The organism is Sphaerochaeta sp. PS, assembly GCF_032144095.1.
In the GTDB taxonomy this organism is placed as follows: Bacteria; Spirochaetota; Spirochaetia; order Sphaerochaetales; family Sphaerochaetaceae; genus Sphaerochaeta.
The window spans coordinates 317770-339350 of sequence record NZ_JAVSNJ010000002.1 but is presented as its reverse complement, the minus strand read 5'-3'; the positions used below and the strand labels follow the sequence as shown (position 1 = coordinate 339350).

At 53.2% G+C, this 21581-nt stretch carries 15 protein-coding genes; 8 read left to right on the top strand and 7 right to left on the bottom strand.

What is annotated here, in order from left to right:
- Positions 1 to 22: 22 nt before the first annotated feature.
- The 3 genes from ROJ03_RS04070 to ROJ03_RS04060 are packed head-to-tail and all read right to left on the bottom strand — an operon-like array spanning position 23 to position 5209.
- Positions 23 to 1825, bottom strand: a complete 1803-nt coding sequence (locus ROJ03_RS04070) for a heparinase II/III family protein (RefSeq protein ID WP_313725713.1) — start codon at positions 1823 to 1825, stop codon at positions 23 to 25.
- Complete coding sequence (locus ROJ03_RS04065) at positions 1822 to 3444, bottom strand: helix-turn-helix domain-containing protein (protein ID WP_313725712.1); 1623 nt, start codon at positions 3442 to 3444, stop codon at positions 1822 to 1824. The genes ROJ03_RS04070 and ROJ03_RS04065 overlap by 4 nt, the downstream gene beginning before the upstream one ends.
- Entirely contained in the window at positions 3419 to 5209 is a 1791-nt protein-coding gene (locus ROJ03_RS04060; RefSeq protein WP_313725711.1) for a histidine kinase, read from the bottom strand. Before ROJ03_RS04060 ends, ROJ03_RS04065 begins: the two co-directional genes overlap by 26 nt.
- A 269-nt stretch (positions 5210 to 5478) precedes the next feature.
- Between ROJ03_RS04060 and ROJ03_RS04055 the strand changes: the two genes are divergently transcribed.
- From ROJ03_RS04055 to ROJ03_RS04035, 5 genes are all read left to right on the top strand, one after another.
- The gene (locus ROJ03_RS04055) at positions 5479 to 6774 is read left to right on the top strand and encodes a sugar ABC transporter substrate-binding protein (RefSeq protein WP_313725710.1); all 1296 of its coding nucleotides are present in this window, start codon (positions 5479 to 5481) and stop codon (positions 6772 to 6774) included.
- A gap of 88 nt (positions 6775 to 6862) precedes the next feature.
- Positions 6863 to 7741 (top strand): sugar ABC transporter permease, encoded by an 879-nt coding sequence (locus tag ROJ03_RS04050; RefSeq protein ID WP_313725709.1) that lies wholly within the window; start codon positions 6863 to 6865, stop codon positions 7739 to 7741.
- 12 nt (positions 7742 to 7753) lie between these two features.
- Positions 7754 to 8590: a carbohydrate ABC transporter permease gene (locus ROJ03_RS04045; RefSeq protein WP_313725708.1), complete on the top strand. Its 837-nt coding sequence runs from the start codon at positions 7754 to 7756 to the stop codon at positions 8588 to 8590.
- Between the two features lies 1 nt (position 8591).
- Positions 8592 to 9743, top strand: a complete 1152-nt coding sequence (locus tag ROJ03_RS04040; RefSeq protein WP_313725707.1) for a glycoside hydrolase family 88 protein — start codon at positions 8592 to 8594, stop codon at positions 9741 to 9743.
- An 11-nt stretch (positions 9744 to 9754) separates the two neighbouring features.
- Positions 9755 to 11752 (top strand): heparinase II/III family protein, encoded by a 1998-nt coding sequence (locus ROJ03_RS04035; RefSeq protein WP_313725706.1) that lies wholly within the window; start codon positions 9755 to 9757, stop codon positions 11750 to 11752.
- A gap of 97 nt (positions 11753 to 11849) precedes the next feature.
- Here ROJ03_RS04035 and ROJ03_RS04030 read toward each other — a convergent pair whose 3' ends face one another.
- Positions 11850 to 13745: a phosphoenolpyruvate carboxykinase (GTP) gene (locus ROJ03_RS04030; RefSeq protein WP_313725705.1), complete on the bottom strand. Its 1896-nt coding sequence runs from the start codon at positions 13743 to 13745 to the stop codon at positions 11850 to 11852.
- 454 nt (positions 13746 to 14199) lie between these two features.
- On the opposite strand from ROJ03_RS04030, the gene arsB reads away from it, so the two are divergent.
- Positions 14200 to 15264 (top strand): ACR3 family arsenite efflux transporter, encoded by a 1065-nt coding sequence (arsB, locus tag ROJ03_RS04025; RefSeq protein ID WP_313725704.1) that lies wholly within the window; start codon positions 14200 to 14202, stop codon positions 15262 to 15264.
- A 19-nt stretch (positions 15265 to 15283) separates the two neighbouring features.
- Here arsB and ROJ03_RS04020 read toward each other — a convergent pair whose 3' ends face one another.
- From ROJ03_RS04020 to ROJ03_RS04010, 3 genes are read right to left on the bottom strand one after another with little or no spacing between them, the layout of a single operon-like run.
- A complete protein-coding gene (locus tag ROJ03_RS04020) occupies positions 15284 to 15799 on the bottom strand; it encodes a permease (RefSeq protein WP_313725703.1) in 516 nt (171 codons plus the stop codon).
- On the bottom strand, positions 15796 to 16275 hold the full coding sequence (locus ROJ03_RS04015) for a permease (protein WP_313725702.1): 480 nt from the start codon (positions 16273 to 16275) through the stop codon (positions 15796 to 15798). The genes ROJ03_RS04020 and ROJ03_RS04015 overlap by 4 nt, the downstream gene beginning before the upstream one ends.
- A gap of 16 nt (positions 16276 to 16291) precedes the next feature.
- Positions 16292 to 16660 (bottom strand): PadR family transcriptional regulator, encoded by a 369-nt coding sequence (locus ROJ03_RS04010; RefSeq protein ID WP_313725701.1) that lies wholly within the window; start codon positions 16658 to 16660, stop codon positions 16292 to 16294.
- Between the two features lie 190 nt (positions 16661 to 16850).
- On the opposite strand from ROJ03_RS04010, the gene ROJ03_RS04005 reads away from it, so the two are divergent.
- The gene (locus ROJ03_RS04005; protein WP_313725700.1) at positions 16851 to 18086 is read left to right on the top strand and encodes a DNA repair exonuclease; all 1236 of its coding nucleotides are present in this window, start codon (positions 16851 to 16853) and stop codon (positions 18084 to 18086) included.
- Entirely contained in the window at positions 18083 to 21541 is a 3459-nt protein-coding gene (locus ROJ03_RS04000; protein WP_313725699.1) for a hypothetical protein, read from the top strand. Before ROJ03_RS04005 ends, ROJ03_RS04000 begins: the two co-directional genes overlap by 4 nt.
- Positions 21542 to 21581: the final 40 nt, after the last annotated feature.

Below are 21581 nucleotides of genomic sequence, written 5' to 3'. Positions count from 1 at the left end.
CTGTATTGCCCTATAGCTCTCCCTACCTTATCTGCAATGAAATACGGTCCCTATACCTTATCAGGATCCTGTAGATCCTCTCTGGCCAAGCCAGGGATAGCCTTGCATCGGTAATGGGGATCTCTTCTATGGTGATGTCCAGGGGATTTGAGTTTGCCCCTATCTGTATGGTTCCCAGCTCTCCCAGGAAGATGGTGTTGTCTTCGACAGAAGGAAGCTCGACACTCATGAGGGTGAGGGTAGGCAACGAGGTGGACTCGACAGTGTCGGTGACCTCGATGCATACATGCTTCCTATGGATAACCTTGCGGGTATAGGTGTGAATCTTGGCTTCTCGTGGATATGCACCCTTCAGTTCCATCCTAATTGAAGGGTTCCTTTCCATCTGGACATCTGTCTCTGTTGCACAGAACTCTTCTCCTGCACCCTGCATGTAGGGAGGGAAATTGGTTACGTTATGATAGGCCGATTGCATGGTCCAGATCTCATACCGCTCAGGGGAGAAGGTCTTCCTTGCATAGCTTTCCACCCCCACATCGATGAGCAACGGTTTGCCATCCTTGTACACGGTGATGCTTCCGGTATCGTTGTGGTTGTGGCTTTCCCCGTTGCCCCCTGCCTTGACAGCCACTACGTAGGTGGTGTCCCGGCTGACCAACAGGCCTGTACTGGGAAAGTAGCAATCCCCCTCTTTGGGAGGTTCTGGTTGGGACTCTTCCATCTCTATTTCCAGGAACAATGAGAGCAGGCGGTAGGCCAGGTTTATTTCCTGTGGGAGGTCCCGCTTTTCAGCTTCCTCCAGATGGTACTGGCAGAGGGCAAAGTTCTGGAAAGACTTGTCGGCGATCCGTTTGGCAAAGAGGTATTCCCTTGCAGTGCAAAGCCCGGCCAATGGGGAGCAGTCGCCAAAATTGAGGGAGTAGGGACCCTGGGCATGGACCTTCATGATAAAGGTAGCCATATTGCGGATCTTGCTCTCCTGGTAGAGTTGCACAAAAGCATTGTCGGTAACCGTGTTCAGTATTTCCAGCGACCCAAACAGACAGAGGGCAGCATGGCGATAGTACTGGGCACCTTCATTGCAACTCCCATCCTCACCGTAATCCTTCAGAAAACAGTCAAGGCTGTAGGCCGCCTGTGCTATCCCCTGCTTCCTTATGGATTGGTCGGTGGGCAGGCAGAGTAGGGCGATCAGGACATTCTGGGTACACCAGGGTGTCCAGTTGCACATCGGCTCATCCCCATTCCCCATCCACCAGAAGTGTGAGGTAAGGTAGGGTGTGATGATCCTCTGCCCTATGCTCTCGTCGATCCTTTGGACTATCAAGGGGGAAATACCATCCAGCTCGGCTTTCAACAACGTTCTGAGCGTAGCAAGCAGGGCCCCAGTCTCGCAGGCGAACAGGTCGAGAACCGGCCTTGTGGGGTCAGGGAGCAACTCTTGGGGAGTGTCCCGGACATAGCTGTTGTGTGCAGGAAGCTGCCACCCACTCTCTTCACAGATCGAATAGATTCCATCGATGATCTCGCCTAGGCGACTGCCGTCGCCTGTAATGCACTCTGCCAATACCGCGGCATTGAGTTTCCTCCGCTTCTCAAAATACAGGGCCTCGAACTGGGTCCTGTTCCCACTTTTCGAGAACTCCATATATGCCGATGCCGAAAGGAAGGGGTAGCTCTGGTTGGCACTCCGCCCAGCGGTTGCCAGGATCCTCTGTCTTGCTCTTTCCGACAAGGCTTGCCACCGTTGCCTCTGCGATGCAGCAGGGAAGGGAGAGAAAGACCCGATGCGGTCGGGGAGGTTGGATAGTAGTTCCTCTATCATCGCTTCTCCCTTTTCTGAGGCTGTCGTTGCATGTACTCCCGGGGCGAACACCCTACGGCCTTCTTGAACACCTTGCTAAAGTAGAACGAGCTTTCAAAGCCGAGCTTTTCAGATATCTCATAGATCTTGTAGTCGCCTGAGGCGATCATCTCTTTTGCCATGTTGATCTTTGCATTGGTGGTGTATTTGACGAAACTACACCCACCATACCGGGAAAACAGGCTGCTCAAGTAGTTTTGGCTAAATCCAAACACCGATGATACCTCGCTGAGCTGGAGTTTCCTGTCGAGGTTTGCCAGGATGAACTGCTGTACCTTGGCAATTACCTTTGCACGGTAGTCCTGCTGTTGGGCCAACAGCAGTTCATGGAGCCCATTGCCAAGCTTCCTGACCCATACGGCACATTGGGTGGTTGTATTCATCTTGTAGATGCTTCGGTATCCCTGCACCTCATCGGAGAAGATCTGCTCAACCAGGAGTTGCCCGTCCGGGATCAGCGAGATTGCCATGTAGAGGATGTTGCTTGCCGCATCTATTGCCTGGATGCGGGTAGTAGTCTGTTGGTCGAGGGCCTGTGCGATTTCGTTGATCACCAGGCTCAGGGAAGGACCATCGAGTTCTTCAAAGGCCCGGGTAAGCTGTTCCTTGTACCTGTCCAAATTGAACGCCTGGTTTGCCTCCCGTTTGTCTTTCAGCCTGTCATAGAGGATGACCGGCTGTGCTTTGGTTGCAGTTGCCAACAACTGCCGGGCAGTGAAAAACGAGTTGCTCAGGTCGAAGGCATCGAGGACAAGCTTTCCCACACAGCAGAACAGGTGCACGGAAAAATAGTCGTAGATGACCTTTACCAGTCTCTCGAGGGCCAGGGAGATGATGGAAAGGTAGTGGGGTTCCTGTTCCTTGGAAAGGCAGAAGGTTATGGCAAGGTGGTGCATGTCCAGGCTGACCGTATGGCAGGTCAGATATCTTCCCACCGTCTCCCTGATCATCTGGGTGGTGCTGAAATAGAGGTTGACCTGCTGCTCCTGGGTCAGTTGCTCCTGAATGCCCTCGATCTGGCAATACCCGACAGCGTAGGCAGGGAAGGAAAGGTCGAGCGAAAGGTCCCTCTTTTGCATCTCGAAAGCTTCAGGGGTCTCTATCAGGCCATTGAAAAGCCTGACGAAGAACTTGTCCTGAAATGGCAGCATGCCGCTTCGTTCGCTGCTGAACAGGTTCTTGCTCTGGGCCTCCTGTATCTCGGCTATCATGACAAGGGCCTTGTTGACGGAGACGAGCAGGCTCTGTTGGGTCAGTTCCAGCTTGACCAGATAGTCGACAGCCTGAAACTTGATCGCTTGCTTTACAAAGGAGAATTCCTCGAAACTGGTGAGGATGATGAAGAGAGGCAACTTTCCATAGAGGGTCCTGCACTCCTCAAGGACCTCCAGGCCAGTCTTGATCGGCATCTTGATGTCAGAGATGACCAAGTCCGGCTTGAAGCGGGCTATGGCCTCCTCCAACTGTTGTCCGTTGCGGACCACAGAGCAGATCTCGATATCGAGGTCTGCCCACTTGAGCATAGACTGGAGCCCTATCAGAACAAGGGGCTCGTCATCCGCGATTATCAGTTTTGTCATGATGGCTTTCCTCCTTTTCCCTGTTGGGCAAGAGCAGGGTGGCCCGGGTATAGCTGCCTTCCTTGCTCTCGATGCTCAGCCCGTACTCCTTTCCAAACGTATACTGTATCCGTTTGTGTACATTCCTGATCCCGATCTCCTTGAACATCCCGCTGGAAGGCCCCTGGTCTGCAGAGAAGATCTGCTCTATCTGGGAAGCGTTCATGCCGACCCCATCATCGAGGATGGATATCTCAATGACATCCTCATCCCGCCTCCTTGCCGAAACCGTTACGGTGCCGCTGCCCCCCTTTGGCTCAATCCCATGAAAGATGGCATTTTCCACCAAAGGTTGCAACGAGAAACGGGGGATGCCGATAGCGTGGAACTCCTCGGGAATAGCCTGTTGGAGCACTAGGGTTCCTCCATACCGGTATTTCTGGATGACAAAGTAATCGTTCAGCAAGGCCAGCTCATCCCCCAGTGAGATGATCATCCCTGTTGCCTTGCTGATGTTTTTCATCAGGCGCGAAAGGGAGGTGGTCATCTCCGCTATCCCTGTTGCATTCTGGATGGTAGCCATCCATTTGATCGAATTGAGGGTATTAAACAGGAAATGGGGGTTGATCTGGCTTTGGAGCATCCGATATTCCAGCTCCTGCTTGTTCTTCTCGTCGGCTATCCGCTTCTCAAGCAGCGAGGAGATCTGTGCAGAAAGCTTGTTTATCCCCTTGCCAATGTCACCCATCTCATCATCCCATTCGATGCTCGGGTCGTTGGAGAAGTCGCTCTGGGAGATTGCCTCCACCCGTTTCTTGATTTTTGCAACCGGCTTGTTGATCATACGGTTCAACAGGAGGAGCAAGCCCAGGCCGAAACAGATGACCGCAATGCATATCGTCCCGATGAGGGAGAAGTAGAGGGAGTCCTTGAAGGGGATTTTTCCCGTAGGGAGGCTTTGGGAGAGCGTCAGGTCCTGGTATCCGAGGGGGCAGCTGACAAGCAACTGTGGCACATGCCCATCAAGTTTGGCCTTGAAGATTTGAGTCTCCTCCCCAATGGTCTCATAGTGTTCCTCTGTCATGGACGGCCGTTCGATGCGAAGGAACTTGTCATCCGCTATCTGGTAGAAATCGGTTCCTATACCCAGATAGAGGGCACTTCCTGGCAAGATCCTATAGTCAGAGAGAAGGTCGGTGAGTATCCTGGAGGAGATGGTCATGTACAACTGACCGGTCACCTCGGTGGAGGAGGACCTGGTCAAAACCCGCCTGATGGGAAGGGCCTGGGCTGAGGCTTTGCTCATGAACGGGTCGATCCCGATGTGGTTCCAGCCATTGTCCTTCATGAATGTTTCAGAGAGTACCTTGTCGACATTGGAGCTGGTCACCGGCTTGCTTTCGCTCATCGTTGAACCCATGTGCAGCAGCTTGGTGTGATGGATGTCCGTTATGATAAGACGGTCGACATAGGCATTTGCCCTGTTGTTGTTCATCTCCTCCTTGACCCGTTCATAGGTGGAAAGGGCGATCTGGTTGCCCCCCTGTTCCAGATAGAGGGAGACCTGGCCGTTGGTCGTGCACCACCTGATCAGCGAATCGATGGCTATGATGTTTTCCCTGGCCTTCGAACCGATGAACTGGAGGTTGAACTCAGTGGATTGTATCAGGCTTTGGAGGGAAAAGGTCCTGAATACGAAAAAGCTGAAGGTAGCAACCAGGACAGTTATGATGAGGGTGAACGTTACGGTTATGATGGTAATCCGCGCTTTAATGTTTCTGAACAACAACGTTTTTCCTCCCCCAAGCAAAGTATGTGTTTTACCCCATCCCTTTTGTCAACTATAATGTAGGTTCTCTTGATGGAACGATGAAGAAAGTACAGGTTTGCGGAAAATACTACAGGATTATTTGGGTATGCTGGTATCGGGGATAGAAAAAGCGATATTCTCGAAAGTAAAATGCATGTCGTTACCCACTATCCTGGCCTATCCTTACCATGATGATACACAGATTGTCTGGTATTCATCTTTTCGAATTCTTAAGGAGGAAACGAATGCGTACTACAAAGAAAGGTATTGTATTGATGCTCATTCTCGCTTTGGTTACAGGCTTTCTGTTTGCCAACGGCGTAAGTGAGACAGCCACACCTGCTGCTAGCAGCACGACCACCCTGAAATGGGCCCTGTGGGATATCTCTTCCACAACCTACTATGAACCCCTGATCAAAGCCTATGAACAGGCCCATCCAAATGTCAAGATCGAGATGCTTGACCTTGGTTCGGCAGATTTCATGACGATGCTACAGACCCAGCTTTCGGGAGGGGACTCCTCGATCGACATTGTGACCATTAAGGACATTCCTGGCTACAACAACCTGGTCAAGAAGAACCTGCTGATGAACCTCAACGCCAAGATCGCCAGCGAAAATGTCGATACCTCCCTCTACGGTGGTACCACCGACCAGATCTCCGTAGGCGGAAACCTCTATGGCATCCCGTTCCGCAGTGATTTCTGGATCCTCTACTACAACAAGGCCCTCTTCGACAAGGCTGGGGTTGCCTATCCTTCCAACGACATGACCCTTGCCCAGTACGATGCCCTTGCCCGTAGGATGACCAGCGGAGTAGGAGCCAACAAGGTATATGGCGCCCACTACCATACCTGGCGGTCCGATGTCCAGCTCTTCGGTATCCTCGATGGGAAACACACCATTGTCGATGGTGAGTACTCCTTCCTCAAGCCCTATTACGAAATGATCCTCAACGAACAGAAAGATGGCATCTGCCAGAACTATGCTACCCTGAAGACCTCTTCCACCCACTATAGCGGTGTATTCTACAACAACAGCGTCGCCACGATGAACATGGGCTCATGGTTCATCGCCACCCTGATCGACAAGATCGAAAAGGGCGAGGCCGATTGCAAGGATTGGGGCATCGTAAAGTACCCCCATCCAGAAGGGACAGCCAGTGGGACCACGTTGGGTACCATCACCAGTTTGGGAGTCAGCAATGCTTCCAAGAAGAAGGATGCAGCCTTTGATTTCGTCAAGTTTGTGACAGGACCCGCCGGTGCTGAGATCATCGCAAAGACCGGTACCATCCCAGCCATCAAGAATGACAAGGTCATCAGCATCATCTCCTCCAAGAAGGGATTCCCGACTGACAAGGCCAGTGCCGAAGCCTTGAAGGTTACCAAGACCTATCTTGAGATGCCCTTGCACGAGAAGGCTGCAGAGATCGAGGTTGTCCTCAACCAGGTACATGACGAGATCATGACCAACAACATCTCCATCGATGCAGGTCTTGAGAAGATGTCCACCCAGGTCCAGAAGATCCTGAACAAGTAGTATCTCCTGTTCACGTTACCAATGGGGGCGGGATTCTGCCCCCATTGCCATCTCTTTTGCAACAAACAGATATCCCAAGGATGGAAAGATGCCATCAAGAAAAGCACAGATACAAAAACAACTGGTAGCATACAGCTTCATAGCCCCGAATTTCCTCGGCTTCGCCATCTTTACCCTGGTACCGATCCTCTTCGCATTTGCCCTGGCCTTCCTCAACTGGGATGGTTCCAATCCCATTACCTGGGCAGGGCTCTCCAACTTCAAGGACCTGCTTGACGACGACCAGTTCAAGGCTGCCCTGCGCAATACCATCGTCTATGCAGCAGGAACTGTTCCCCTCACCCTGGTATGTTCCCTCTTCCTTGCCGTCATCCTGAACCAGGGTGTCAGGGGGAAGGGCTTTTTCCGTACGGTCAGCTTCTTTCCGTACATAGCCTCCCTGGTAGCCGTTGCCGCTGTCTGGAATATGATTTTCAACCCGGAAAAAGGCCCGGTGAACATGGGCCTCTTCAAGCTTGGCTTCGAGAAGGTCCCAGGCTGGGCAGCTGACAAGAACTGGGCGATGGTGACCATCATCCTCTTCAGTGTCTGGAAGTACATGGGCTACTATATGATCATCTACCTAGCCGGCTTGCAAGGCATCAACGCTGAGCTGTACGAGGCTGCGAACCTCGACGGTACCAATGCCTGGCAACGGTTCCGCTATGTGACGGTCCCCCAGCTCAGGCCCACCACCTTCTTTGTCCTGGTCATGCTGACCATCCAGTGTTTCAAGGTCTATGACATTGTCTACATGCTTACCCAGGCAGGACCGGGGACAGCGACGCTGGTCCTGGTCTATGACATCTACAACAAGGCATTCATCAGTTGGAACCTTGGTTCCGCCAGCGCCGTAGCTATGGTGCTGTTCATCCTCGTCCTTGCCGTGACACTCTTGCAGTTTCAGGGCGAGAAGAAGATGCAGTAGGGGAGAAGACGAATGCAAATCCAATCAAAAGGTACACGGGCTGCCACGACCCTCCTCTATGTCTTTCTGATACTCTGTTCACTATTGATGCTCATCCCCTTCTTGTGGATGCTCAGTGCCTCGCTGAAATATGACAAGGATGTCTTTGTCTTCCCGATCAGATGGATACCCTCTGACCCGAAATGGAAGAACTACAGGGAGATCTGGACGAAGATTCCCCTAGGGACCTTCATCAAGAACTCTGCCAAGCTGACGGTCATCGTCACCTTCCTTCAGCTGTTGACCTCCTCCTTTGCCGCCTACGCCTTTGCCAAGCTCCGGTTCAAAGGCAGGAATCTCTTGTTCCTCGGATACATAGCCACCATTGCCATGCCCTGGCAGGTCTACATGGTTCCCCAATTCATCATGATGAGAGCTTTCCATCTGAACAATACCCACCTCGCCATCATCTTCCTGCAGGCCTTCAGTGCCTTCGGGGTATTCTTGATGCGGCAGTTCTATGAAGGGGTGCCCGACGAGCTGTGTGAGGCTGCCCGTATAGACGGGATGAGTGAATATCGGATCTGGGCACAGATCATGCTGCCCCTCTCCGCCCCGGCCCTCTCCTCGTTGACCATCATCACCTTCGTCAACACCTGGAATGATTTTCTGGGACCTTTGCTCTACCTGACCCGAACCGAATTGAAGACGGTACAGATCGGGCTAAGGATGTTCATAGGACAGTACTCCTCCGACTATGGGCTCATCATGGCGGCCAGTGTGGTGGCTTTGGTTCCTGTCATCGTGGTATTTCTCTCCCTGCAGAAGTTCTTTGTCCAGGGAGTCGCCAACACAGGTTTGAAGGGTTGATATGCAAAGAGAAGAAATTTCCCCCAGTGAGGTTCTCCAGGCCCTTGAAATGGCTTGCAGGCAGGTTGTGAGAAACCTCCCCGATTTTACCTACCGGTGCCAGAACCACTCTTCTGTCAACAACTTCTACCCACCGTGTGACAACAACCAGTGGACCTGTGGCTTCTGGCCCGGGGAGATCTGTCTGGCCTATGAGCACACCCACAACGAGGTGCTCATCCATGCAGCACAGATCCATATGGAGAGCTTTCTCCATAGGATAGAGAACCACATAGAGGTGGACCACCACGACATGGGGTTCCTCTACAGCCTTTCCTCTGTCTCCGTCTACAAGCTGACCGGCAACCCTCGTGCCAGAGAGGCGGCCCTTCTTGCTGCAGACCAGCTTATTTCCCGGTTCCAGGGGGTAGGGTTCTTTATCCAGGCCTGGGGCAGGATGGGTGCGAGGGAAAACTACCGGTTCATCATCGATTGCCTGCTCAACCTCCCCTTGCTCTACTGGGCAAGTGAGGAGACCCAGGATGGAACCTATCGTGCTGTAGCGATGAAACACACCCAGACCTGCCTGGCACACTCCTTCAGATCTGATGGATCGACCTTCCACACCTTTTTCATGGATCCTGAAAGCGGGGAGCCTGTCAGGGGGGAGACCTGCCAGGGGTACCGTTTCGACTCCTCCTGGGCTCGTGGCCAGGCCTGGGGCATCTACGGCCTGGCACTCAGCTACCGCTACACCAAAGACGAGCGGTGCATCGACCTGTTTCGCAAGGCAGCGGACTACTACCTGTCCCGTCTTCCCCAGGACATGGTTCCCTACTGGGACCTGATCTTTACCAGTGGGGACGAAGAGCGGGACTCCTCCAGCGCCTCGATCGTTGCCTGTGGCTTCCTGGAGATGGCAAAGTTCCTCCAAAAGGAGGAAGCCGACAAGTATGGCTCCCTGGCCCGCCAGATGCTCAAGAGCATCTACGACTCCTATCGGGTAGTCGATCCTGGCCAGTCCAATGGCCTGGTACTGCACGGCACCTATTCGAAAAAATCCCCCTATAACAGCTGCACCCCCGAGGGTGTCGATGAGTGTGTCTCCTGGGGGGACTACTTCTTTATGGAAGCACTGACACGTCTGAGAGGTCCTTGGGATCTCTATTGGTAGGAGGAGCGGAAATGAAACCAGAACAGTTCTTCGATCAGGGCAAGGAATTTTTCTTGGATGACAGGCAAGCGATTGCAGACTATGTACGGGCCTACGAGAAAGAGGAGGCCGATCTTGTCATTGCCCTCGCCGACGAGGTGGTGGACCAGTCGTTCCGCTTTGTCCTCAGGTGGGATATGGAACGTACCACTGTCCCTGTCCATTTCGAGGGGGATATCGACTGGATCCACCAGCCTGGGGACGATAGTGAATGGATTTTCGCATTCAACCGGATGCACTTCTGGCTCACCTTGGGACAAGCCTATGCCCTTACCGGTGATGAAAGATATGCCAAGGCGTTTGCCTCCCAGCTCTGCCATTGGGTAAGGACCGTTAGGAGAGAGGACCCACGCTACGCCAAAGCCTGGCGTTCGATCGAGGCAGGGATGCGCATGGAGTATTGGACCAAGGCGATGCTCTATTTTGCACACAGTCCCTCCATTACCGAAGAGGTGGTCGATACCTTCATAGCCTCGGTGACCGAGCATGCAGAGTTCCTCATGGGCGTCTGGGGCAGCTACCACCTGATGAGCAACTGGGGGGTGTTGGAAAACCATGGCCTGTTCATTGCATCGATGATCCTCCCTTCTTCCGAAAGGACAGCCCAGTACCAGAAGGAGGCCATCAGGCGCCTTGCCCTCGAGATCGAGATACAGGTCTATGACGACGGCGTCCAGTGGGAACAGTCTCCGATGTACCACAACCATGTGGCCCACGATTTTCTGGATGTCCTCATCCTGGCCAGGCGAAATGCCATTGCTCTGCCACCTATCATAGCCACAAAGACCCGCTCGATGTGCCACGCTTCCTTTGTCTGGCAAAAACCCAACGGGAACAGTCCATGCATGGGTGACAGTGACGATATCGACCAGCGTGATATTGTGACCAAAGGTGCCTATCTCTTTGCAGACCCCCTTCTCAAGAGCAGGGCATCTCTCCGTTTTGACTTCGATACCGTTTGGGACCTGGGCCTTGGTGCCCTAAAGGAGTATGAACTTCTGCCAATACAGGAGAGTACCTCCCCCCTGGAGGTTCTCAAGGAGAGCGGCAATGCCTATGTACGGCGGGGCCAATCCTATCTACATTTCCACTGTGGCACGATGGGGGCAGGGCATGGGCACAGCGACCAGATGCACATCGGCCTGTTCTCCCATGGGGAGGACGTCCTGGTGGACTCCGGACGGTTTACCTATGTTGCAAAGGCTGAACGGTATGAGTTCAAGGATTGCACTGCCCACAACACCACCACAGTCGACGGCGAGAACTTTACCGTGTGCAAGGACAGCTGGGAGTGTTCGACCCTTACCTGTCCGATCAACTTTGATGCTTGCCAGAAGGGAGGCTATCAGTTTATGCAGGGTGGGCACCTGGGCTACCAGGGCAAGGGTGTCTTTGTGAACAGGAAACTTGTCCTCCTGCAGGACGACCTTATGCTGGTGTGTGATGAGTTCTATGCCAAGGGCGCTCACACCTACCAGCACTACCTGCATTTCAATAATGCTGGAGTTGTATCCCAGGAAGGCCATTCTTTCCGGTACCGATCGAGCCTCAATGATGTGGGGGTCAGTTTCCTTGGCCCTGAGAGGACAAGTGCCATCATCCCTACCAGGATCTCCCGGCACTACAATGAGGCAGAGGCCAACCAGACCCTCAGGACAGAGATTGCAGGTGAGGGCTTTACCTCCCTTTTTACGGTAATCTCGCTAGACAAGGCTGGTGAGTTTACCCCCCCAACGGCCGTGAAGGTCCCTGTGTTCTCAAATTTCAAGGGGATTGAATTTCCCTCTTCCCTGATCGAGGCTGTGACCCTTACCAAGGGGGAGGCCAGCTATACGGTGGTCATAGCCCACCAGGAATGGGCAAGCCCCACGGACACCTTCAACGCCGATGGCTGTACTGGGTTTGGGCGTCTGGTGGTGTTTGACAGGAAGGGAGGGGGCGGTGGGGCAGCTGTCCGTCTGCACTCCTAGAAGATGAGCTGTACATGCAAAAAGAGAGACCGTCCAAACACCTTGGGCGGTCTCTCTCTTGTTCTAGTTCTAGTTTCAGCTCCAGTTCTACGACTGGTTAGGCCTTGTAGGCACCGGGCTTGATCTCGTCGCCGAATTTTGCCTTCGCCTCTTCAATCTTCTTGATCTGCTTATCCCAACGGTCGAAGATGAATTGCGGGGTGTTGTGGTCCATCTTCTTGAAATAGAGCTTGGACCTCTCCAGTTTTTCGATCCATTTGGTAGAGCGGAAGGTAAACTGGTAGGTATACTCTGCTTCGGTGTAGTTGTAGTTGAGATGCTTCTTGAAAAGGGCCTTCAGGTCCTTGAAGAGGGGGATTTTTCCAGTCGGGGTATCGTAGGCCTCATACTCGTTGTGAATCCGTCCTTCAGCCCAGTGCAACCACACCTTCTTTGCAAGCTTGTCATTGCAGAACTTGCCTTTCTCATCCCTGAGGAAGTAGTTGGTGGAGAACACCTTGGGAACGCTCTTCATGCCCTTTACGAAATCGATGTTGTTCTTGGTATACTCGCCCAGTGGGTAGGAGACAAAGTCCATGTTTGCCATGGGACTGGGATTTCGTACTCCCTCCTTGCCCAAGGTTGCACTGGTGGTCTCGCTTTCCAGGGTACAGGCCTTGATGAGGATCCCTTCCTCCCACGATGCTGACTCTTCAACAGGCACGCAGGTGTCGCTGTCCCTTCCCCCGTAGAGAATACCTTCAACTACAACGCCTTGCTTGGCATCGAAGCCTTTCTTGTCGAAGTTCTCAAGGTAGTCAAGGCGCATGGTATACCGGGCATTGCCGTGTGCTACAGGGATCTCATTGCCCTTGGCATCCTTCTTGCCTGCAAACCAGTCCTTTCCACTGTGGTTTTCCCCTTCGTTGGGGGTATCGAGGCCCGAACCCAGCCAGTAGGGGTTGTTGTCAGGTCCCCTGAGGACGTCGGAGAAGATCAACTCCTGCTCGATCATCAGGTTCTCAAAGATAACCGGGTCATCCTCAGCATTTACATCCTTGATGATGCCGAATATTCCCTGCTCGACGTTGACACCACGGAACTGCCCGTTGATGTTCCTAAAGTATGCGATGTCGTCTCCGACAATCTCTTCGCCTGGGATCATGGCAGTGGATGTCTTGCCGCAGGCGGAGGGGTAGGCACCGGCGAAGTAGGTCCTTCGGTTCTTCTCCCTGTTCATGGCGGCCATGAGGAACATGTGCTCACACAGCCATCCCTCCTTGCCGCTCTTGTTGATGGCCAGGCGCATCGAGTGCTTTTTCAGCCCAATGGAGTTCCCTGCATACTGGTTGTTCATCGAGTAGACGATGTTGTTCTGGGTATCCATGTAGATGCGGCGTTTTTCGGTGTTCTTGGAGGTGTTCCTCTCGTCAAGCTCCCCTGCAGAGTGGATGAACCTGAAGAAGTCATCCTTGTCCTTCATCTCCTTGAAATGCTCGTAGGCCGGACGATAGAGGATTGCCTCGGAGTGTGCGACATACCAGGAATCGGTAAACTGGACACAGGGGATGGTAAATTCAGAGAAGGCAGGACCTTCACAGAAGAATTTCACCACGGTATCCTTTCCCTCCATGATGTTTTTGGCAATGTCCATGATCTCAGCTTTTCCAGCCTCATACTCTACCGAGTTGAGGCTCTTCATGCTCTCAAGATTCTCTTTGTAGACCATATACCTGGTGTTTGCCTTATCCCTGGCCTGGTCCCCATAGCCGTCCCAGTGGATGGTCTGGCCCTTTTTTGCCAGCTGGAACTCTTCGCCAATTTCCAGGGCCTTTGCCTTGATGTATGCTTCGTCCTCTTTGCTGTCATCACAAATGTAGATGCTTTTGGGATTGCAGTGTTTTGCAAAGGTCCCCAAAAAATCATTGACTTTGGTGTTCTCCAGTTTCATGAGTTTGGCAAAGCTTTCCTCGCTCATCTTCTCTTTCAGTAACGATAGGTAGTGAGAATCCATGTGGTTGCTCCTTTGGATTTGCTTATGGCAGGTCCTTTTTCATAGTACTGCCCAGATGGCGATAAATCAAGGCAAGGAAAATAACTAACTCTTTATAATACATTATAATACTGTGTCTTATTGCCTATAATTGTGACCCATCTACTTGGGGTACATGACTGAGGGTCATTTAAGTATTCTCTCGGTCCTCATATACTACTGATAAAAGTAAGTGTTTTACTTGGGATTGTTTTTTGAAAAATCTTACCTATTCCTACGGAATTGCATGGGGCAAGCAAGCCCTTGCTGAACGGTTGGGATTTCTGCCCCTTCAGGGAAGATTCTGTGAACCGAAGGCGAACAGGGGAAGGAAGAGGGAATGCCCTAGGTATATTGACAGATATCTATATGAATACTACTGTTTACCTAGGATATGAAGCAGAAGTGGCCCCTTTCCTATCCAAGGAGGAGTGTTATGAAGGACAAGAGTGATACATCCAAGGCGATGGGATTTTTTGAACGGTATCTGACCCTCTGGGTCCTTCTCTGCATGGCCCTCGGTGTCATGGTCGGGGTGTATCTGCCCCAGGTACCCCAATTCCTTGCACGATTCGAGTATGCGAACGTATCTATCCCTGTGGCGATCCTCATCTGGCTGATGATCTACCCGATGATGCTCAAAATTGACTTTGCAAGCATCAAGGCTATCGGGCAGAACCCCAAGGGCCTGGTGATCACCTGGGTGACCAACTGGCTTATCAAGCCCTTTAGCATGTATGCGATTGCCCTGTTCTTCTTTGCCGTAGTCTACAGGAACCTTATTCCGGAACCCCTGGGCAAGGAGTACCTTGCAGGAGCTGTCCTGCTTGGTGCAGCCCCCTGTACTGCCATGGTATTTGTCTGGAGCCACCTTACCAAAGGCAATCCTGCCTACACCCTGGTGCAGGTTGCGACCAATGACCTGATCATCCTCGTGGCCTTTGTCCCCATAGTAGGACTTCTGCTTGGCATCAGCGGCATAGCCATTCCCTGGGCAACCCTGTTTTTCTCGGTTGTTTTGTTTGTGGTCATCCCCCTTGGAGCCGGTTGGGCATCCAGGAAGCTCATCACCAAAAGACGAGGTTTGGACTATTTTGAGAAGCGCTTCATCCCCAAATTCAGCAATGTCACCATCATCGGGTTGCTGCTTACCCTGTTGATCCTCTTCTCGTTCCAAGGCAGGACCATCGTGGAGAATCCGCTTAACATCCTCCTGATAGCCATCCCACTCACCATCCAGACCTTCTTTATCTTCTTTGTGGCATACCTCTGGGCAAAGGCCTGGCATCTTCCCCATGAAATTGCGGCCCCAGCGGGGATGATCGGGGCCTCCAACTTCTTTGAGCTCGCTGTTGCCGTGGCGATCTCACTCTTTGGCCTGCGTTCAGGAGCAGCGGTGGCAACGGTAGTGGGAGTCCTCGTTGAGGTTCCTGTCATGCTTGCCCTGGTCAGGATAGCCAACAAGACCAGAACCTGGTTCCCTGCAGGAAAAACCCATTAATTAGAGCACCTAAAGCATATCATTCAGGCTTCTCCTGGTTCTGTTTGTCAGGGAACCTGGAGAGGACTGCCTTCATGAGAGTGCCCATGAGCACCAGTGCAAGAAGGGTGAGGACAAACCGCAGGGCCGCAAAGCCCCAGCCCAGGAACTTGACCTCAACCATCAGTTGGGGGATCTTCAAGGCGGCCCATGAGCCAAGGAAGAGTACCACATTAGCCACGCTTGCCCCCTTCTTCAGCAGGGAGGCCGCGATAGGGAAGGCCACATAGACAGGCCCTGTGGGCAAGGTCCCTAGTGCCACCGACAAAATGCTGCCCCTGAGGCCGGAGTCGTTGCCCAACCAGGATTGGATCTTGTCCTTGGGAAGCCATACTTCCATCAAACCCATAAGGAGAAAGACCGGAGGAAGGATAAAGGCCATCTCCTTGAAATAATCCAAGGTTACCTTGGACGAGCGGAGGGCTGCCTCTGGTAGCCAGATGAACAGACCCAGGTATACCAAGGCGATGAGGATGGGGGGAATGAACTTCTTCATAGGATTACCCCCATTGCCAGGGCAATGAGCAAGGCTGCCACAAAGCCCAGGCCATTGCGCAGGAGGGTAAACTTCTTGCCCAGGGTCTTTGCCTCCATGGGGGCGGTGACAAATCCAACCATCACCAGCGTGGTGATGAAGGCTGAGATGGTCATGACAGTCGCCCCTGAACGCAGGAGCGAGCCTGCCAAGGGAAAGGCCACCAAGGAGGGAATGAGGGTGATGGCACCGATGATGGCAGCCGTTATGGTGGCAAGGGGTCCTGCTTCGGATCCTATCAGGCTGCTGATCTTCTCTGCTGTCAACAACCCAAGGATAAGGCCCACGATACACAGCATTACCAACAGGCTTGGACCTGTCTTGAGAAGGGCTTTTCCTGCTACCTTGAAGGCCTTTTTGGTCTTCTCCCTGCTCTTTGCCAACGATGCGACCAAAGCTATGACCAGGATGCCATAGATGATACCGATAGTTGCCATTTCTCTCCTCCTCTCCCTATTTTTCCATGATTATCCTCTCGTAGCTGTCGATAAGCTGCCCAATCCTGGTTTTCCTCTCCCTGAGGGTGGGGATCCAGCTGTGCAACGACTCTTTTCCCCTCTCCGTGATCGCATACACCCGTCTCTTTGGGCCTTGGGTTGCCTCTTCCCAAACAGAGGATACCAATCCTTGGTCTTCCAGCTTCCTCAAGGTCCTGTAGAGGGAGCCGATGTTCATATCCTCCGGGGTGAACCCATAGATAGAGAGCTTTTCCATCAGGGCATAGCCATAGCCGACCTGCTTGTACAAAAGCATCAAAAGGCAGATCTCCAAAAACCGTTCCATCTTCTGGGGTTTGTTTGCAAAGGGTTGTTCATTGTGCACCGTATCGCCTCCGCTACTATATTCAGACAAGCTATATTCAATATGCATATAGTAGGGGTGGCCTCTCTTTTTGTCAACAGAGGAAGATCTCTGTCGATCCAAGTTTGCCACCAACAAGGATATTCTGTGGTATAGTAAGGATACTCACCACAACCAGCGATAGTTCTCTGGTTTGTGCCTTGGAGGGCGTATGAAAATTCTCTGTTGTGCCGATATCCACATGGGAAGGATTCCCTCGGTCCCGTATGTAGGCGGCCTCACAAGCCATGCAAGTTGGGATGCAATAGTGGAGAAGGCCCTCGAGATCAGGGCCGATGTCCTTGTTTTGGCCGGGGATGTTGTCGACCAGGAGGAAAACTGGTTTGAGGCCTATGGCCCTCTGGTTTCTGGTTTGGAAAAGCTTGGCAAGGCTGGTATCCAGGTTATTGGGGTAGGGGGAAACCATGACTACTCAGTATTTCCCAGTCTTGCCAAGGAGAGCCCCTATATCAGGATACTGGGCTTGGGAGAAACCTGGCAGCACTATGACTACATGGGCGTTCGGTTTGTAGGGTGGTCCTTTGCCGCCCGCAGTTCCCGCCAGAACCCCTTTGCCAGCTTTGATGCAAGCCTCACCGATAGTGACCTCCCCCTTCTTGGTTTGCTGCACTGTGATTTTGGAGGGGCGCAAGGCTCAGCCTATGCCCCTGTCTCTGCACATGACCTCACCCGGTCCTCCATCCCCTGGTGGGTGCTCGGCCACATCCACAAGGGCGGGATACAAAAAGGGGGCAATGGCTTCTACTGTGGCTCCCCCTACGCCCTCGACAGCAATGAGGATGGCCCACATGGAATCTGGCTGTTGGAAAGGGAGGAGATGGGCCCCTGGAAGGAGCCCATCCTGCTTCAGCTCTGTCCGTACCGCTTTGCCTCCCTCCCTGTCAGCCTTGAGGGTGCCAAGGATGGAGAGGATGTCAGAAGAATCCTCTCCCAAACCCTACGGGAGCATGCAAAACTGCTCTCCTTTGCCGGGACCTTGCTATGCTCCCTTACCCTGGAAGGGAGGGTCGATAGGACATTGGATGTTGGCAAGGCCCTCTCAGAAGAGGACCTGACGGTATTCTCCCTTACGGAAGGGGAGACGGTAGTCCACACCCTTGCCTCCTACACCGATGCTACCGAGCTGGACGTCGACCTTGAGGAGTTGGCCAAAGGCGGAGGGGCAAAGGCGCTATTGGCTCAGAAACTCCTTGACGAAGGCGAGCTTGAAAAAATGGTAGAAGCGTACAAGAAGCTGGAAAAGGAGAGCTATACGGCCTCTGCCTTCTCCCTGTTGCACAGCTCACACACCCCCAAGAGTGATGCAGAGTATCTATTTCTGGTACGACAGGCAGCAAAGAAGCTGCTCTTTTCCATGATCGCTACAGAACAAGGGGGACAGGGATGAGCAAGAAATTCTGGTTGAAGCAGATAGAAATACAGAAGAGCCCAGGATTCCCTTTGGGGTCCTTCCCTCCGGTCAAGGGCTTGGGACCCTCCCTCAATGTGGTATGGGGGCCCAACGGGGTAGGGAAATCAACCCTTGCAAGGGCGATGCGCTCTTTGCTCTGGAATGGCAGGGCCAAAGGCGAAGTGGTTGCAGAAGGTACCCTGGATGGACAGGACAGCTCTTGGGACCTCTCGGTTTCCCAAGGAAGGCTCAAGCAGGTGCGCCTCTCGGACAACCAGGACCTGACACTTCCGGGGCGCAACGATGAACTGAGCGAGAGTTACTGGTTCCCCTTGCATGAGCTGCTGCAGGAGGATGGGAGGCACACCGCCACCTTTTTGCAGCAGGTCCGAACCCGCATGCAAGGGGGTGTCGACCTTGATGCAAGCTGGAAACAGGCTGGGGGGATACTCTCCTTCTCCCGTTCGACCGCTGCCGAGGCTAAACAGGCCGCCAGGGCAAGTGAACAGCTCTCCACAGTCATCAGAAACCAGAGCGAGCATCAGCATATCCAGGACAAGATCGAGAGGCTGCAGCAGGAGGTCGATCGGGGCAAGGAGATCTCCCTCAGGAAGGCTTTGCTCGAGGATGCCCAGTTCTTATTGGAAAAGCAGGAGAGCATCCTGGCCAAGGAAGGGAGCCTCTCCCTCTATTCCCCTGCCATTGAACGAATAGACAAGAGCTCCTCTAAGCGCCTCAAGGATCTGCTCCTCTCTCAAAAGAAGGCTGAAGATGAGCTGAGTGCTCTTGAGCAAAATGAACTGAAACTGGAACAGGAGTTTGCCCGCTGTGCGATCGAGGAATCTCTGCTGAAGGACCTGGACAAGCCAGAAAGGGTCTCAGAGCTGTTCACAGCGTACAAAGATGCATTGGGTGAGCAATCTACAGCTGAACAAAAGAGTGCAGAAGCGAGGGGAAACCTCGAGGAATGGGAGGCTGAACACAGTTGGCTTACCAGTGGCCCTATCGAAGAGAAGACCCTGCAAGCCTACATCCAGAAGCTACGGTCCCTGGCAGAGGAGTGTGAACCCCTGCGGTGCAAGGTCGATGCAGCCAAGCGCCTCTTTGATGAATTGGGTAGCCCTGAAGAACTATCCACCCCCATCCAGGATCTGGCAAAGGCTCAGGTACGCCTTCTTGACTGGATCGAGGCTTTCTGGAAGGTGCAAGGAACAGCAAAGCATAAGGAGTTGGGCCCAAGGACAAAAATACTCCTGCTTGCGATCATAGCAGGTCTTGGCCTCCTCTCCTCGGTTCTGGGAGCCTCCATCCACCCCCTCTTCTTTGTCTCTGGGGTTGTCCTGATGCTGATAAGCGCCTTTGTCCTCATCCCCTCCTCACAGGAGGGCAGTGGATACAAACAGGCGGAAGAGAGTCTAGGGAAGGCGAAGGAAGAGGCCGAAAGGGTGCTTGCCCAGCTTGGGAAACCAGCTCCCTCACTTTGGACAGCAGCCTCGCTCCAGGCTCTGGCCCTTGAACTGGGATCGGAGATTGTCTCCGCCCAGGAGCGGGAAAAAATCAACCAGCGGAGGAAACTTGCAGCCCAACACCTCGAGGCTTCCCAGAAGAAGTTGCAAGAGTGGGTAAACTCCTGGCAGGATGCTGCAAGCGCCTTGTCCTTGCACGAGGGGGAGGCCCGGCTGGAAGGGTCTCAATTCTTCCATTTTGCCCAACGGTTGGATCAGTGGAGCCTCTTGCGCCGTGCTTTTGTGCAGACCCAAGAGGACCTGAAAAGAGCGAAGGCGAAGACAAGCCATGCCCTCAGCCTATTGCAAAAGGAGCTTGGAACTGATCAGAGCGAGCTTGTACTGCTCAAGGTCACAAGCGAAGGGTTGGTCAAACGGCTTGGCGATGCACGATCGCTCAAGAAGAGCCTGGACGAACTGGCAGAGAGATTGGTTGGTGCGCGAAAGCACCTGGATGAGTCTCAACTGGCCTTGCATGATTTCTGGCAGGCTACCGGCTTGCATGTTGGCGATGAGACTGGGCTTGAGGAACTCGTCGGCCAGTATGATGCATGGGCCTCCCTGAAGCTTGGCTTGCAGTACGAGCGGACAAGCTATGAAGAAAAAGCCCAGAGGAGTCCCCAGGCCCTGGAGCTGGCTGCTCTGTACACAAAAGCCGAGCTTGCCACAGAGCTGGAAAGGGTTGCCCAGGACCTGGGGGATCTGGAGGAGAAGCTGGTAAGCCTGGGTCGGCTCAAGAGTACCTTGGAGGCTTTGACAACTGGCTCCGAGCTTTCGGATGCACTGTTTGCCCAAGAGGAAGCCCTTGCTGCATTGGAGGCCTTCAGGGAGGAGCAGGTGATGGCCATGATGATAGCCAAGCTTGCAAACGACCTGAAGGAGGAGAGCGAGAAACGTTTCCAACCACAGGTGCTTACCCACGCAAGCGAGTGGTTGTCCAAGATCACCAACTATCGGTACGCCCTGTTTGCCAACAACCAGGGGTTCTTTGCCAACGATTCCATCCTTGCAAAGAACTTTACCCTGGACGAGTTGTCCAGTGGAACGAGGATACAGTTGCTCTTCTCCATTCGGATGGCCTTCATCACGATGCAGGAGCAGAGTAGTGACGTGCGCCTTCCCATCTTCCTCGATGAACTGTTGGCAAACAGCGATGATGAACGGGCCCTTGCAATTGCAGAGGCCATTGGGAAGATTGCCGAGGAGCGGCAGGTCTTCTATTTCACTGCGCAGCGGGACGAGGTGGAAAAACTCAAGACGATCGCAACCTCTGCGGTAACCGTGATCGCCCTTGAAGATGAAAAGCGTGGCTACCAGGTCTCATCCCTTCCCTTGTTGCCAACACGCTTTGCCCATCAGCAGATTCCTCTCCCCCTCAAGGGGTACCTGGAGTATGGCAGGGCGCTCGGGGTGGCAGGCCCTTCGTTGTGGGAACCTGTGGAAAGCCAGCACACCTGGCACCTGCTCCTCAGTAGTGAGCAACTCTACGGATATCTTCAGAAAGGCTTGAGGTACATGGGCCAGATTGCAATGGCAGTCAAGGACCCCTCACTCCTCCTTCGCCTTGACCTGTTGAAAAGATCTCAGGCCCTCGCCCAGGAGGGAAGGTGCAAGGTCCTGCATATCCAGGACCTGGACGATCCATCCTTGGCCCTAAAGCGCAACTCTGCCTACTGGAGCCAGATCGAGGATGTCGTCGGCTCTGAGGGGATTACCGGCAATGAGCTGTTGCAGGCGGTGGAGGAGAAAAAGATCCAGAGATTTTCAGAATCTAACCAGGAGTTCCTCTCCAATTGGCTGATAGAACACGGATTTGCTACAGAAAACACACCCATGGGTAGTGAAGAGATTCTTGACGAGCTATTTGTCGTGTTTGAAGATCTTACCGTTGGGTCGGAGGACCATGAGGTAGTCCAGAGGTGGCTGACCAATGCTATTGAGCAGTAAGGAAAGCCTATTGTTGCTGTTGTAGAACAATCCTTTACCA

Excerpts from the sequence above, each read along its gene's own strand:
- ROJ03_RS04070 (WP_313725713.1), bottom strand. The coding sequence starts at position 1,825 with ATGATAGAGGAACTACTATCCAACCTCCCCGACCGCATCGGGTCTTTC.
- ROJ03_RS04065 (WP_313725712.1), bottom strand. The coding sequence starts at position 3,444 with ATGACAAAACTGATAATCGCGGATGACGAGCCCCTTGTTCTGATAGGG.
- ROJ03_RS04055 (WP_313725710.1), top strand. The coding sequence starts at position 5,479 with ATGCGTACTACAAAGAAAGGTATTGTATTGATGCTCATTCTCGCTTTG.
- ROJ03_RS04050 (WP_313725709.1), top strand. The coding sequence starts at position 6,863 with ATGCCATCAAGAAAAGCACAGATACAAAAACAACTGGTAGCATACAGC.
- ROJ03_RS04045 (WP_313725708.1), top strand. The coding sequence starts at position 7,754 with ATGCAAATCCAATCAAAAGGTACACGGGCTGCCACGACCCTCCTCTAT.
- ROJ03_RS04040 (WP_313725707.1), top strand. The coding sequence starts at position 8,592 with ATGCAAAGAGAAGAAATTTCCCCCAGTGAGGTTCTCCAGGCCCTTGAA.
- ROJ03_RS04035 (WP_313725706.1), top strand. The coding sequence starts at position 9,755 with ATGAAACCAGAACAGTTCTTCGATCAGGGCAAGGAATTTTTCTTGGAT.
- ROJ03_RS04030 (WP_313725705.1), bottom strand. The coding sequence starts at position 13,745 with ATGGATTCTCACTACCTATCGTTACTGAAAGAGAAGATGAGCGAGGAA.
- arsB (WP_313725704.1), top strand. The coding sequence starts at position 14,200 with ATGAAGGACAAGAGTGATACATCCAAGGCGATGGGATTTTTTGAACGG.
- ROJ03_RS04020 (WP_313725703.1), bottom strand. The coding sequence starts at position 15,799 with ATGAAGAAGTTCATTCCCCCCATCCTCATCGCCTTGGTATACCTGGGT.
- ROJ03_RS04015 (WP_313725702.1), bottom strand. The coding sequence starts at position 16,275 with ATGGCAACTATCGGTATCATCTATGGCATCCTGGTCATAGCTTTGGTC.
- ROJ03_RS04005 (WP_313725700.1), top strand. The coding sequence starts at position 16,851 with ATGAAAATTCTCTGTTGTGCCGATATCCACATGGGAAGGATTCCCTCG.
- ROJ03_RS04000 (WP_313725699.1), top strand. The coding sequence starts at position 18,083 with ATGAGCAAGAAATTCTGGTTGAAGCAGATAGAAATACAGAAGAGCCCA.